We start from the raw sequence: 14,633 nt of genomic DNA, 5'->3' as shown, positions 1-14,633 counted from the left end.
TCTTACCGGAACTTTTTTGCTATCAAGCGGACTTTTTGTAGAAAGCGTCATATAGAAGTGGTGCAAAAATGTTTCCGCCGCTAAGCATTGTCCGTGACTAATTTGTATACCATCTGTTATGCTTACTTCGTTGTTAGTAGGCAGTGTCATAAGGAGGATGATAGTTTGAAGAATCCATATGATTTTGATGTCTTGTACTTAGGTAGTGGGCATGGCGCGTTTGATGGTGCGGGCCCGTTGGCAGCTTCGGGGAAAAAGGTGGCAGTGGTTGAAGGCGACATGATCGGTGGCACCTGTCCGAATTATGGCTGTAACGCGAAAATTACGCTTGATACGCCGGTGGCTTTGCAACGGCTGGCAGAACGGATGCAGGGTGTTGTATCTGGTAATATTAAGATCAACTGGTCGGCATTAGTCGCCCACAAACAAGCTGTGATTAAGCCGTTACCGGATGCTATCGGTACGGGATTAACCCAAAACGGCGTAACGATCATCCATGGCTATGGAAAATTTCAGGATGCACATACGATTGTTGTGGGTGAAAAGACTTATACCGCAGACAAAATTGTCATTGCGACTGGCCAGCGCCCGCATCGCCTTGATGTGCCGGGAACTGAATTAGCGCATGACAGTCGGGCCTTTATGGATTTGGACGTCTTGCCGAAGCGGATCGGTATTTTGGGATCAGGCTACATCAGCATGGAATTTGCAACGATTGCCAATGCGGCAGGCGCCGATGTCCATGTGTTGATGCATCATGACCGTGCTTTGCGGGAATTCCACCAGCCGTTTGTCGAAGATGTGATGGCTGACATGACGAAACGGGGCATTCAATTCACGCCGAACGCGGCGGTGACTTCGCTTGAGAAAACCGATGATGGCATTGTGATTCACTATGGTGACAAGGAGCAGCTGGTTGTCGATTGGGTGCTGGACGCAACCGGCCGAATCCCGAATGTTGAGCAACTGGGGTTAGAAAATGTCGGCGTTGAGTTTAACCAGCACGGTATTCCCGTGGACGACTATCTGCGAACCAATGTGGCCAATATTTATGCATCGGGCGATGTTTTAGACAAGCCACAACCCAAATTGACGCCAACAGCCACGTTTGAGTCCTATTACCTTTACAAGTTACTGAGCGGCCAAACAACTGCGCCGATTGATTATCCGGCGATTCCGTCAACGGTTTACACCTCGCCAAGAATTGCCAAAGTCGGTGTGGCACCGGAAGCGGTCAAGGATGATACTTACAAAGTCGTTCACAACCACATTCCGGATGACTGGTATCATCAAACCGATCAGGAAACGGTGGGTGATAGTCTTTTGGTGTTCGATCAGGAACATCATCTTGTCGGCGCCACGGAGTACAGTGCTCAGGCCGAAGACGCGATCAACACGTTATTGCCGGCGATTGTCTACCATCTGAGTCGTGATCAGATGTGGCAAATGGCGCACATTTTCCCGGCGGAGGGTGCAGCAGCATGGCATAAGATTCGGTAGTCTCTCGGCTTTGAAAAAACAAACGTAAGCTATTGGCTTTCAATCTGTTTAGTTCAGTGCACTGTTGGGGGGAAAAATTAGGCAATAAGTTCCAAGCCGTGCCAAACTCCGCAATCTCCGGCGGGGCCTGGGCTGGAACGTGGTGGGCACGACTTTGAGCCTCTGCAAAACCGGCAGAGTCTCAAAGATCGGCCTTGTACTACGCCGGGAAGACCGCCCGGCTAGTACAATCTCACCACTGAGCCCGTCCCCGCCTACGATTGCTCCGCTTTGGCACTAGTATCTTAGCAAACCGACTGAATTATCCTCTTGGAACCAAAAACGAACGCACTCCTTGCAAACTTTTTGGAGTACGTTCATTTTATTTTGGGATCGTAAATTATGACCCAGTCTTTGCCGTAACGGATTTTGTTGCAAACTTGTCTTCAGTCGTTCGTGAGTTTGCAGTATACCGCGTCACAACTTAACTACAGCGCTAGAGATTCGGATCCATTTTGAAGGTCAGCTTCGATAAGCCGGTTCCCATCGTGATTAGCTTAAACAACAACTCGCGAGTGGCGTCGTTGTAGTGTTGCGCAATCAGATGGTTTTGCTCGGTGAGGTATTGGGTTAGATCCGAGCCGCTCATTTTGGCGGTGGCGGCGTCGACCTCAGCGATTTTGCGGCGGGCCCATCCATTGAGCTCTTTTTGGTAGGCTAAGTCGTCTTCGATAAAGTCGGCGTAGTGGGACTCGACGACCATCGCTAGCGCTTCGTAAAGCCAGTATGCAGCGTTGAGATCCATTTTGGCCGGTAGTTCGCGGTAACTTTCATCGGTGTCATTGGCATCGGTGAAGAAGGGAACGTACGGACAGAAGGCGGGGATGCCAAAGCCGACCCACTGGACAGCGGCAGCGGGGTGCTGATCGACCGGACGCATTTGCAGAATGTGAGAGTTGGCGGTGCGGGATAGCGAAATGGCGCGATATGTTTTGCGGTCATGTTCACTACCGCTTCCTAATGGGTCAAACTGGGTTTCATTGAAGTGTGACTTGAGCACATACTGAATATCTTCAATCGAAATCTTGCGGTTGGCTTTGCGGATAAAAGGCAACTCCGGTGATTCCGGATCTTGGATGGTTTCGGGATTGAGGTAGCGTTGGGCGAACCAGACCCGCGGCGTGTTGTAGTGATGATCCTTTTCGGTGTCGGTACCGAAGATGTGGCGGAAGTTCCATTGATCAGTGTCGGGATTCAGGTTATGGCGATCAACAAAATCCTGGATGCCGTCTGCCCACATGTAGTTGTCAGGATCGTTGAAATCGATCGTTTGAATGGCAACCTGATTGGCCGCAACTGCATAACAATCGTCAGGGATGCGCACGGCGACCCATTGATGCCCGGTCACGATTTCCATGTACCAGACTTCATTTTGATCGTTAAACTGCACGCCGTTACCTTCAGCTGAACCATATTGTTTCACGAGGTCGCCGAGATACCGGACGCCTTCACGTGCACTGTTGATAAAAGGCAAAACCAGGGTCGTCATGGAGTCCTCAGCTAAGCCATTTTTAACAAACGGATCATAGGCGAGAACGCGTTCATTGGCATAAACACTTTCGGTGGCACTTTCGCCGATATTTTTCTCGTTAAAGCCGTCTTCTTCGTTTGGCCCGGCACTTTGATCGGCATCGGGCGTTGCGGTGTAGCGATAGCCGGTTTCCGGTAGAGGGACCGTTAATTGATTGTATGGTGAGACATAAGTTTCTTTGCGTCCAGTGACGGCTGGCTGGACGATGAAACGCTTGGGATAGATGGCAACAAGCCGATCTTCGTTGCGGGAGATATAAGTGGCACCGTCAAGTGAAGCTTTTTTGCCGACCATCATTGAAGTACAAGCAGACATTTCGATTCGATCAATCATTTTTTTCCTCCATTTTTTTGCGTGAGCGTGAGCCGGCGCGCTTAGAAGCCGGAGTATAAGTGGCCTTGGGCGTGATGGCCCGGGCTTAGGCCATTGCGACCAAGGTCCTTATACGCAGGCTTTTGCGCCGGGGAACGCGTTAATGTGAGCGTGAGCCGGCGCGCTTAGAAGCCGGAGTATAAGCGGCCTTGGGCGTGATGGCCCGGGCTTAGGCCATTGCGACCAAGGTCCTTATACGCAGGCTTTTGCGCCGGGGAACGCGTTATAGAAAGTTTGGGTGGTGATCCAGCCGTTGAATTAAATGATCCTTTTCAGCGATTTGATTGAGATAAAGGGCTAACCGCGCGTCCCGCTGATCGTCGGCCTCTGGGAATTTCTGGGCGAGTTCTTTGCCGATCATGGCGGCGGTTCGGCGGCCATTGATTTTGCTAAAAACGAAGCTGCCATAAGCATCAAGATGCAGATAGCTGACTTCGGGAATCTTCATATGCAGCACTTTCCGACAAAATCGCTGAATAGCGTGGTTTTGCGGACGGATAATGGTGATTTTTCCGTTCTTTTTGGTGTACTGCACCTGGGGATTTTTTCGATAAATGACCGTGGTGAGCATGTCAGTCTGTGTCATTGTTTAGACGCCTCCTACTCAGCTTGCTTCTTGGCGGCAGGGTGTTTGATGGCCATCAATGGCACAATAATCGCTGCGGCCATGATGATGAGTAACACGACGGCCATGGCGTTGCTACCGGCAAAACCAGCAGGTACACGGTTTTGCAAAACGCCGGTGACGTGTAAAATGATACCGATCAAGCCAATGATGGAACCGCCGGCAATCAGGCCGCTAGAAAGTGAGACTCCAGCGGATAGGCGCGTTTCGCGAAGTTTCTTGTTTTGCGTGGTTTTTTGAATGAAAAGCTTTAACAACGCACCGACCAGAATAATCGAAGTCGTTGAAATCGGTAGATAGAATCCTAAGGCAACGGTCATGATCGGCAGATTCAGCATCCAGCAAACAAGCGCCATGATGATGCCGACAATGATCATGATCCACGGCAGGTTACCGGATAAAATGCCGGTGGTCAGCGTGGCAATGAGGTTGGCTTGCGGCAAGCCGAATGGCGGATCAGCACTTTTAACGGCTAGTTGCGGCGAGAGAATCACCGTGGTGCCAACAACAACGATGACACCGATGAGTGCGGCGAGCAGAAAATACTTCATCATTTCGGAGCGCCGACCGCCGACAAGGTAATTGACTTTTTGCGTTTGCATATAGGCACCGCCGACAGAAATCGCGGTGACAATGAAAACGCCGAACAACAGGAGAATCTGTGGGTATTGGACGTCCAACCCATCAGCGCAAACACCAGCGTCATGACAACCAGACTAGCGATGGTCATGCCGGAAACCGGGGCGTTCGAGCAACCGATCGTACCGGCGAGTCGGGCTGAAACAATGACAAACAACAGAGCCAAGACGAGAGACATGATGCCGGCCAAGATGGTGATCAACATGTTGCCAGTTAGAAAAGCACCGACGATGAAGATCGCGATGGTGGCAACCAAAAGTGCCATGATGCCAAGTGAATTTTTTTCTTCGCCACTGTTATTACGGGCGTTGAGCGTTTTCTTGATGGACGTTACGATGACCGGAATTAACTTGATGGCCCCGATAATACCGCCGCAGAGCATCATCCCGGCGCCGATGTACTTGGTATAGGAACCGGCCACGGTATCGATGTTCATCTGTGACATCAACATGTGGGCGTCATTCCAGACATGGGCGTGGCCGCCAGCCATTTGCGTGAAGTAAGCAATTAATGGCGTGATGCCAAAGTTAGCCAGTATCGAACCGGCAAACATGGTCAAGGACACGTCCAAGCCAACAACAAAACCAATGCCCGCCAACATCGGATTGACTTCTGTTGAAATTTTCCAGCGGTAGGATGCACTACCCACAAACGTCATCACACTGTTGACCCACCCGAAAACCTGCGTGGTGAGCAACGTGATCGCGCCGCCGATGCCAAAACCGATCCCCATATGTTTCAGCGCATCGCCACCGGCTTCACTGGCATCCAGCGCTTCGGAAATGGCAGTCGATTCCGGATACATGAGTTTACCGTCTTCTTCAACTAACAAATAATTCTCGACAAGGCTAGCCATGCCGACTGCGAATAAAACCGCCAGCGCACCGACGGCAATGCCGGCAAAAAAGTTCACCCGGCCGCCAATGATGATAATGGCTGGCAAGACATAAATCATCCCGCTGGCAATCGACTCACCGCCGGAACTCATCCCTTGCAGCAGATTCTTGCCAAAAAGTCCTTTTTTCTTGGCGAAAACGCCGACTAACCCTGATCCGATAATCGATCCGGGAATTCCGGCGGCCACTGTCAAGCCAGCTTTCATGCCCGAATAAGCCGTAGAAGCGGCAAAGATGGTCGCCAAAACGGCACCGATGATGAAAATAGCCGTGCTTCCGCCACTATTTTCCTGTGTGCGTTCTGTGGCATACGGCACATATTTCGTCTTAGCCGCGGTTCGCTTCGAGATCGTCTTTTCCATTGTGTTACCCCCAATTAACGCGGATTCTGGCGCCACAACATTTGCACATTAGCCGTGATGAAAAGATTTTCGTTCAGCTCAAGGCTAATTTTTGACAGATGCTTACTGGCACCCTGATAAAAACATTAGCCGACAAAATGGCCGGTTGGATCATGGTCGAAGAAATGTTCGATATTTTGGGCGACTCGTTCCAAATCAACATTGCCACCTGATACCAAAGCAACGACTTGCTTGTCGGTGAGCCATTTGTCATCGATTTTGTGGGCTTCGAGCGCCGCGGTTGGCAATGCGCCTGCTCCCTCTGCAACGGTTTTAGCGCGTTGCAGGAGATCCTTCATGGCTTCGGCAATTTCTTCTTCCGAAACCAGTACCATCTCGTCGACAAGGTTGCTAGCGAGGCCGAATGTGATGTCACCGGGCATTGCCACGGCAGTTCCATCAGCCAATGTCGAGCCGGCGCATTGCCGTGTCAGGTGACCGGCTTGCAAGGAAGCGGTCATGCCGTGAACGTTTTCGGATTGCACCCCGATAATGTGAATCTGAGGATTGGCATGCTTGAGCGCCACGGCGATGCCAGAGATTAACCCGCCGCCACCGACTGGCACAATGACAGTATCGATGGTAGGAAGTTGCGTCAAAAGCTCTAGACCAATTGAACCTTGTCCGGCAATGACGAGCGGATCGTTGTAGGGATCGACAATCGTGAGGCCGTCAGCGGCCGCTTTTTTTTCCATAAAAGCGCGCGCTTCATCAAACGTTTGGCCAGCCAGGATCACGCGAGCCCCATAGCCGCTGGTTGCCTGCTGTTTGGCGAGTGGTGCGGTTTCCGGCATCACGACGGTGGCGTTGATTCCCAATAAATGTGCCGTTAATGCGACACCTTGAGCATGATTACCAGCGCTGGCAGTGATAACGCCTCGCTGCTTTTCACTATCGGTGAGGTGATGGATCTTGTTGTAGGCGCCGCGAAACTTGAATGAACCGGTCAGCTGCATATTCTCAAGTTTGAGATAAACATCGCCGTGCGTGACAGTGCGGCTGAGAAACATTGATTGAATCAGCGGCGTCACGCGACCGACCTTGTGAATCAGCTGACTTGCTTCCCGAATATCTTTTATCGTGACGGGTGGGGTCATCGTTAGCATCAAAACCACCTCCTAATTTCTAACCAGCACTTCTGTCAACGGTGTGAAAGGCTGCGATAACGAGTTGGCAAGACTTTGATTCGTGATCTTGCCATGGTAAAGATTGACGCCGGATGCCAAGGCAGGATCCGCCGCGATTGCTTGGTCAATGCCCTGAGTAGCAATCGCCAGTAGGTAAGGGATATTTCCACTTGCCAGCGCCAGCGTTGCAGTTCGTGGCACCGCACCAGGCTGATTCGGAACAGCGTAATGGATGACGCCGTATTTGGTAAACACAGGTGATTCAATTGTTGTCGGCGCGTCAATGGTTTCGACCGTGCCACCTTGGTCAATGGCAACATCAACCAAGACGCTGCCCGGTTTCATGGACTGAACCATCGCTGTTGTCACAAGCTTCGGCGGTTTAGCCCCCGGGATCAAAATCGTCGAAATGAACACATCAGCCGTTTTAGTCGCAGCGGCAAGGTTTTCCGGTGTGGAAGCCAATACAGTCAGGTCTTGCCCCGCAAACTTTTGCTCAAGCCATGTGCGCCGCTCTGGCTTTAATTCGATAATGGTGACGTGGCAACCCATAGCCAATGCTAGGGTAGCTGCATTGAACGCTGCCGTGCCGCCGCCAAAAATGACGACATTGCCGGGCGCTACTTCTGGTGTGCCAGGGAGCAAAATACCTTCGCCACCATGTTGTGCTTCAAGATAAAAGGCACCCATGATCACCGAACGCCGCCCAGCAATGGCACTCATCGGTTTTAGCAAAACCAGTTCACCATCTTTGACAATCGTCTCGCCGCCAATCGCCGTGACGCCAGCAGCTTGCATGGCGTGGACGGTTTCCGGCGCAGATGCTAAGTGCTGAAAACCCCAAATCACCTGACCGGACTTGAAATACTGATACTCTTCAGCATCCGGTTCTTTTACCTTAACCACCAAGTCGGCATCCCAGCTGGCCGCATGGCTGACTAACTTACCGCCAGCGACTTCATAATCCGCATCCGCAAATCCGGCCCCGATCCCCGCAGCATGTTCAACCCAAACCTCTGCGCCAGCCGCGGTCAATTTCTTCACATTGGCAGGCGTCACAGCAACCCGGCCTTCGCCAGCCTTTTGCTCTTTAACAACCCCAACACGCATGTTGATCCTTCCTTTCTCTTACACTCATATGTTAAATACTTCACAGATGCCAAAACAACAGCTATGTGACAACTCTCACAAAATAAATGTTAGCGCTTACGAATTTCCGCGGAGAATCTCATGGATCACTTAACTGGGATTTTGAGAAGTGCTCATAAAAAAACAGGAAATAAGGGTAATGTTTGCTAAATGTAGTGTTGATATTAAGCATGAAAGTAAGAGACCTTGATGACTAATAACTTTAATTGATATTGAAGTAATTTAAAGTGAGGCAAGGGCGGCAAAATGAGACAGCAATATGATGACATTTAAAACGGAAAGAAGACGAAGATATGAAATTCAAACATATTGTGATTTTTTGAATAAATGAAAACAACGATCACGTGCCGATTTTATTTTCAATCTCGAAAAGACACCTGTTTACAAATGTTGAACCATTCTCATAATGTTCTTTTGACTCATTTTTAGGTTTTATAAGTGCACATTTACAAAGCCCCGTTTAAAATGCCGCATGGATGCAAGCATCAAAAAAGTACCGGTGTCTCCACTGAAATCGGAGATCTCGGTACTTTTGGAAAAGGCGGCAGTTTGTCAATAACATTGAGACATTAAAATTCTCTTTTGTCGTACAGCACAGTACTTATCCACCAAGAGAATGCAAACAGAAGTACTAGCACAACGGCCATTAACCCAAGCCATGGGCGCATCGAAGTTAAGGTGAGGTTCAGGCTTCTTTCCAGGAAAATGACGATGACCAAAATTAATGTGACAGGCAAATAGGCGGCGAGTGGTGCTCGTTGGTAACCTAAGAAGATCATGATCGGGAATGATAACATTATTTGAAACAAGACAAGACCAGTCCCGAAAAGTAGTATCCCCCAAAAGGATTGAGCGTCGCGAACAGGATTGAATCGAGCGATGGTGCCAACGCCGATGATTAACATAGCTAATCCATCAATCAGAATGGTAACGATTACGCCAAAGAGGTAATGACTTGCGACAATCGTATGGCGCCGAATCGGCAGCATTGCATATAACTTTTCCAAGCCACTGCGGTCAGTGCTGATAAATGGCAAGATCAGAATACCAATGCTGGCGCCAATAATGCCGCCAGCTAGTGGCGTGGACAAGTCACCGTTTAAAAAAACCAGTCCCAATGTGATGACTAGGGCGAGCATTGACCCCCACCGATATCGACTGTTACCAGCAAACAACGAGCTCAAATCCAAGCTGACAAGTTTAACAAGATCATGCATGCGGCCGACCTCCTTTACCAAAGGCAATCATCAAGGACTCCAAGTCAACCGGTTCCTGAATGATGCTGGCAGGCAGGAAAGCAGTTTGATCGGTTGGCCAGATGCCGGCAAAACCGACCACACTGCGTTGAAGGCCGATAATATTAGCTTGAATGGCCGGTGTTAAGTCATTAGGCCCGCCTTTGATCATGACATACCGGTCGAGGAGTTCGTCTAGTGAACCGGTAAACGTGACTTTACCTGCTAATAAATAAGTGACATAGTCGGCCACCTTCGCCAGTTCAAGGACATCGTGGGTCGAGATCAGTACACTTCGTTGCCCATCGCTAATGAAATCCTGCAAAATGCCAATTAATTCATCGCGGGCAATCGGATCCAGCCCCGAAGTCGGCTCATCCAGGATCAGTAACCGAGGATGATGAGCGAAGGCTGCCGCTAGTTGGAGTTTGATTTTGGCACCCATGGATAAATCACGATATTTGGGTTTGGTAGGGATCGCAAAATCTTGGAGGAGTTCCTTAAACTTGTCTGGGTCCCAGCTGGGAAAGAAAGGACCGACATACCGGCTCACGGTTTCTGCGCGCCATGAATCAGGATAAACCGGACCGTCTAAAACGATCCCGATTTGATCCCGAACGGATTCCCGGCCTTGTGGTGTTGTCTGACCAAGTAATTCAATCTGGCCGGTATCCGGACGAATCATATCCAGAATGGCTTTGATCGTCGTTGTTTTCCCCGCACCATTGGGACCGATGAACCCCATGATATAACCGGCAGGAAGCTGAAAGCTAACATTGGCCAGCTGAAATTCTGCATATTGTTTGTTCAGATTTGTGACGGTAAGTAAATCAGCGCCCATGATCGGTCTCCTCCGCTTGTAATAAGGTATCCAGCATGGTGTGTAGCTCGCTGGGGGCAATATGCGCCATGTTGGCAGTATCAATTGCCTGATTGAGTGAAGCTTCAATATCTCGTAGGGCATTTTCCCGAACCAGCGCACTGTCTTGCCCTAATACATAAGCACCTTTTCCTTGGACATTGGTGATAAAGCCGGCTGCCTCAAGTTCGTGATAAGCCCGCGTGGTGGTGATGACGCTGATACGCAAATCCCGTGCAAGGCTGCGAATGGATGGCAGCTGCTCATTGACTTTTAACTGACCAGAAAGGATCGCGGCTTTAACCTGATCTTCGATTTGCTCATAGATCGGCTTGCCCGATTGATTTGAGATGACGATCCGCATGGCTGACCTCGTTTCATGACTTGATCGGATTATTTTTGCGGGCGGTCCGTTGCAATTGCAGCGAGCGCTTGAACGCTTTTAAAATGCCGCCATCTGAATAGCTTAACACATTCGTCTGATAAAGCTTGACCGTCAGCCAAGTGAAGATGATTAAAAAGATCAGATTAATGCCGAATGCCGACCATGCAGCGAGCGCACTAACCTGGCCCGCGCCAAGGCGTACCGGCATCATCATGGTAGAAAGAAACGGGACGTAGCTGGCGATATTAAGGATAGGCGAGGTGCCGGAACTAACAATTAAGGCACCGAAGTAACCGACCATGCCAAGCATCACAATTGGGGTTGTTGCCTGGCCGATTTGTTCCTGATTCGCGACCAGCGAGCCGGTGAGTGCAGCTAACACGGTATACGTCAGCGTGCCTACAAAGAAGAAGGCAAGACTGAAAATCAGCATGTTCGGAGTAATGCTACTTAGGTTCATTTGACCGATGAGTGAAGACAGCGGGTTTGAAGGCAACTGGCGCAAGATGACCATGCTGGCGAGTCCCACCACTGCGTAAATTGCGATTTGCGTTGCCATTAACGCCAAGATTCCCAGCAACTTACCGAAAAATTGTGCTTGCGGGGTAATGGCCGTTAAAATCGACTCTTCAATTCGCGAGCCTTTTTCAGTGCCGATTTCCTGGGCCATCATGGAGGCGTAGCTGATCACGAACGTATAAATCAAGAGACCGACAATAAATCCGGCTGCCGAGCCTGATGCCTGGCTCTTGGCGGAGCGGGTCACCAACTTACCGTTATCAACTGTGACATTGTTAGTGGTGAACTTCGGTGTGGCAAAAAGCTGCTGCAACTGGGAAGGCGTTAGGTTCAGCTGCGTTGCGACTTCCTTGGTATGTGCCTGGGCGAGGATCGACTGCAACTGGGTACGATCGATACTTTCTCCGTCTGTCCGTTTCATTAGGCTGGCTTCCAAGGTCGGATGACTGGTAATGGTTAAAACCCCATCAAGTTTTTCATCGGCTAAAGCACTTTTGGCCGCGCCGGGTGTCTTGTAGCTGATGTATTTTTGATCGTCATTGCTGTTGGCTTTAAAAGTCTGTGTCAGTGCAGGACTGGACGTCACCACGCCGATACGGGTCGTTTGGTTGGTTTGGTTCATAAGCCAGAAAACGCCACCAAAAACTGCTGCCAGAACTAGCGGACCAAGAACGATCCAGAGCCAGGTTTTACTTTTGAGATTTTTGAAGAAAACTTGACGGAAAATGACATCCATTTTTTTCATGGCTTAGGCCTCGACTTTCATGCGGAAAATTTCGTCTAGAGAAGGTGCTTGTTGGCTAAACTCGGGAATGTAACCTTGATGGGTTGCAGCGGCGAAAATATCCCGGCCAACTTGCGGATCATTGAGTTTCACCAAGAAGCCGCGCGATTGCGGGGTGACAGACACAACGCCCGGGAATGCTTGGAGTTCTTGCTGTGTCAGAGGTGATTGGATGTGTAGCCGGGTTTGACCAAATTGTTTGCGAATGGCGTCAAGTTTGCCGGATAAGACGACTTCACCATTTTTTAACATGACTAGCTGATCGGATATTGCCTCGACGTTGCCCATATCATGACTTGAATAAATAATGGCACTGCCGGCATCCCGCAGCCGCCGAATCCCGGCTTCGAGTAAGCTAGCATTCACGGGATCCAATCCTGAGAATGGTTCGTCTAAAATGATGAACTTTGGCACGTGGATCATGGCAGCAATGAGTTGGACCTTTTGCTGATTCCCCTTAGACAGATCTTTGATGAGATCGGTCGGTTTTCCCTTGACCTGAAACTGTTCAAGCCACTGATCAAGGCTAGCCATTGCTTCAGTACGTTTCATGCCATGTAGTTCAGCGAAGAAGCTAATCTGATCAGCCACTGTCATTTTCGGATAAAGCCCGCGTTCCTCAGGGAGATAGCCGATCATTTCCCTGTTGAGTTGCGTCAGTGGCCGATCTTGCCAGGTCACCGTACCGCTATCTGGCTGCAATAAATTTAGCAGCATTCGAAAAGTGGTGGTTTTACCGGCACCGTTTTGACCGATCAGACCCAGGATTTCTCCTGGGCGAACGGACAGTGAAACGTTGCGAACGGCCGTCGTTTTGCCAAAATGTTTGGTTAAGTTCGTGACATTGAGCATGGCGCGCATCTCCTTCAATGTGTCTATACTGTATATGTATGATATGCACAGTATAGGCAGTGGGCTGATAAAATGCAAGTTCTTATTAGTTTTTATACAAAAATATCCCCAAAAGCCGAGACTCAACTTTTGGGGACAGGTTCATTTAGGCGAAAATCATTGACACTTGGTTTGTAGAGGCCTTGAATTACTATTCAGCTTGCTGAACCGCATGTGATAGCGACATAACATCCCGCACAATCATCAACTCTTCATTAGTCGGAATAACCAGCGTTTTAACTCGCGCGCCTGGCGCCGTGATGTCGCCAGCCTGATGACAGGTTTGCTCATTGCGTTGCAGATCAATGCGCGCGCCGAGATAGTCGAGTGATTGCATGACCCGAGCGCGAACGGCACTGCTGTGTTCGCCAATGCCGGCAGTGAAGACCAGCGTATCAACACCGTCCATCAAAGCGGCATAGGCACCGACATATTTCACAATGCGATTGACGAAAATATCCAGTGCAAGTTTGGCACGGGGATGTTGTGGCGCCGCTTCTTCAAGATCGCGCACGTCATGGCTAATGCCGGAAATGCCACGCAGGCCAGACTGGGTATTCAGAATGTCAATCATTTGATCAACATCGGTAATGGCCAATTTTTTCATCAGGTAGGCGATCAGCGAAACATCAACGTCGCCGGAGCGGGTGCCCATTGTGACGCCGGAGACCGGAGTGAAGCCCATTGACGTGTCGATGGATTTTCCATTTTGAATGGCGGTAATGCTCGAGCCGGCGCCAAGGTGCATGACGATCATGCGCATTGATTCAAGCGGCTTGCCAAGCATTTTGGCCGCATGAGCGCTGACATAGCGGACACTGGTGCCATGCGCACCGTATTTGCGAACGCCGAATTTTTGATAGTATTCGTAAGGAATGCTGTAGAGATAATTAACGGGTTTCATGGTTTGATGGAAGGCCGTATCAAAAACCGCCACTTCAAGCGCCCAAGGCATCATGGTGCGGAAAATCTCGATGCAGTCCGCTTCGACTGGGTTATGCAGCGGCGCATAATCGCGCAAGGCCCGAATCTGTGCCAGCACTCGGTTATCAATCACAATTGGCGCGGAAAATAGTTCGCCACCAGCCACAACTCGATGACCGATGCCGGTAATTTCATTAAGCTGATGCACGAGGCCAAGCGATTGAAGGTCGGACAGCGTGTTTGCGACTGCCTCCCGGTAATTGTGGATAGGGGTCGTACTTTCATACACTTGATCAGTGCCATACTTAATTTTAACAGTAGAGTTTCGTAAAATATCAGTCGCGCCTTCTGCAAGTTGGCGTTCACTTGGCATGTCAAACAGTTTCCATTTAAGGGATGAGCTGCCGGCATTGATAGAGAGGATTTTTACCATGTTTGATCACTCTTTCACGATTGCTATATCAGTATCATACCACTGAACGGGTGTTATGTTTGTGAAATATTACGCAAATTTGGTTTTTAGATACATCTTCGTTCCATATCACATGTTTAAAAAGACTAAACAATGAGCTGTAACCCGCCAAAAAGTGTCTCTCAACCTTGGCGGGTTACAGCTCATTTTCTGTTTTAATGGTCAATCTTTTAGAATTGGCTAGGCATCAATGTTGGCATGAACGATTCAAAAGCACAACGCAGCCAACGAAGACTTAATGCTTTTTGAAAACTTGGATGTGGTGTCCGGTGCTCGGCGAGATGC

11 protein-coding genes and 1 pseudogene are annotated in these 14,633 nt (G+C 49.7%); 1 reads left to right on the top strand and 11 read right to left on the bottom strand.

All coding sequences use genetic code 11. The features are described 5' to 3' along the window. Positions 1 to 165: 165 nt before the first annotated feature. Positions 166 to 1,500, top strand: coding sequence for a dihydrolipoyl dehydrogenase family protein (locus tag LACSTY_RS10425; protein WP_087912598.1), 1,335 nt, complete (start codon positions 166 to 168; stop codon positions 1,498 to 1,500). A gap of 475 nt (positions 1,501 to 1,975) precedes the next feature. Here LACSTY_RS10425 and LACSTY_RS10420 read toward each other — a convergent pair whose 3' ends face one another. From LACSTY_RS10420 to LACSTY_RS10370, 11 genes and pseudogenes are all read right to left on the bottom strand, one after another. Continuing rightward, positions 1,976 to 3,403 (bottom strand): C69 family dipeptidase, encoded by a 1,428-nt coding sequence (locus LACSTY_RS10420; RefSeq protein WP_087912597.1) that lies wholly within the window; start codon positions 3,401 to 3,403, stop codon positions 1,976 to 1,978. 262 nt (positions 3,404 to 3,665) lie between these two features. Further along, the gene (locus LACSTY_RS10415; RefSeq protein ID WP_087912596.1) at positions 3,666 to 4,028 is read right to left on the bottom strand and encodes a PqqD family protein; all 363 of its coding nucleotides are present in this window, start codon (positions 4,026 to 4,028) and stop codon (positions 3,666 to 3,668) included. Between the two features lie 14 nt (positions 4,029 to 4,042). After that, a pseudogene (locus tag LACSTY_RS10410) lies at positions 4,043 to 5,964 on the bottom strand (OPT/YSL family transporter). Between the two features lie 125 nt (positions 5,965 to 6,089). Then, positions 6,090 to 7,109 (bottom strand): bifunctional threonine ammonia-lyase/L-serine ammonia-lyase TdcB, encoded by a 1,020-nt coding sequence (gene tdcB, locus LACSTY_RS10405; protein WP_087912595.1) that lies wholly within the window; start codon positions 7,107 to 7,109, stop codon positions 6,090 to 6,092. A 12-nt stretch (positions 7,110 to 7,121) separates the two neighbouring features. Beyond that, positions 7,122 to 8,240: an alanine dehydrogenase gene (gene ald, locus LACSTY_RS10400; RefSeq protein WP_087912594.1), complete on the bottom strand. Its 1,119-nt coding sequence runs from the start codon at positions 8,238 to 8,240 to the stop codon at positions 7,122 to 7,124. A gap of 608 nt (positions 8,241 to 8,848) precedes the next feature. Beyond that, positions 8,849 to 9,496 (bottom strand): ABC-2 transporter permease, encoded by a 648-nt coding sequence (locus LACSTY_RS10395; RefSeq protein WP_087912593.1) that lies wholly within the window; start codon positions 9,494 to 9,496, stop codon positions 8,849 to 8,851. Next, positions 9,489 to 10,355, bottom strand: a complete 867-nt coding sequence (locus tag LACSTY_RS10390; protein WP_087912592.1) for an ABC transporter ATP-binding protein — start codon at positions 10,353 to 10,355, stop codon at positions 9,489 to 9,491. Before LACSTY_RS10390 ends, LACSTY_RS10395 begins: the two co-directional genes overlap by 8 nt. Next, positions 10,345 to 10,737: a GntR family transcriptional regulator gene (locus tag LACSTY_RS10385; RefSeq protein ID WP_010491847.1), complete on the bottom strand. Its 393-nt coding sequence runs from the start codon at positions 10,735 to 10,737 to the stop codon at positions 10,345 to 10,347. The genes LACSTY_RS10390 and LACSTY_RS10385 overlap by 11 nt, the downstream gene beginning before the upstream one ends. 13 nt (positions 10,738 to 10,750) lie before the next feature. Beyond that, positions 10,751 to 12,022, bottom strand: a complete 1,272-nt coding sequence (locus LACSTY_RS10380) for an ABC transporter permease (RefSeq protein ID WP_087912591.1) — start codon at positions 12,020 to 12,022, stop codon at positions 10,751 to 10,753. A gap of 3 nt (positions 12,023 to 12,025) precedes the next feature. Next, complete coding sequence (locus LACSTY_RS10375; RefSeq protein WP_087912590.1) at positions 12,026 to 12,913, bottom strand: ABC transporter ATP-binding protein; 888 nt, start codon at positions 12,911 to 12,913, stop codon at positions 12,026 to 12,028. A 190-nt stretch (positions 12,914 to 13,103) separates the two neighbouring features. Then, positions 13,104 to 14,309, bottom strand: coding sequence for an acetate kinase (locus tag LACSTY_RS10370; protein ID WP_087912589.1), 1,206 nt, complete (start codon positions 14,307 to 14,309; stop codon positions 13,104 to 13,106). Between the last annotated feature and the right edge of the window lie 324 nt (positions 14,310 to 14,633).

Source organism: Lacticaseibacillus styriensis, assembly GCF_030770295.1.
GTDB lineage: Bacteria > Bacillota > Bacilli > Lactobacillales > Lactobacillaceae > Lacticaseibacillus > Lacticaseibacillus casei.
The sequence above is the reverse complement of the archived record's forward strand: the minus strand, read 5'-3'. Positions and strand labels throughout refer to the sequence as shown.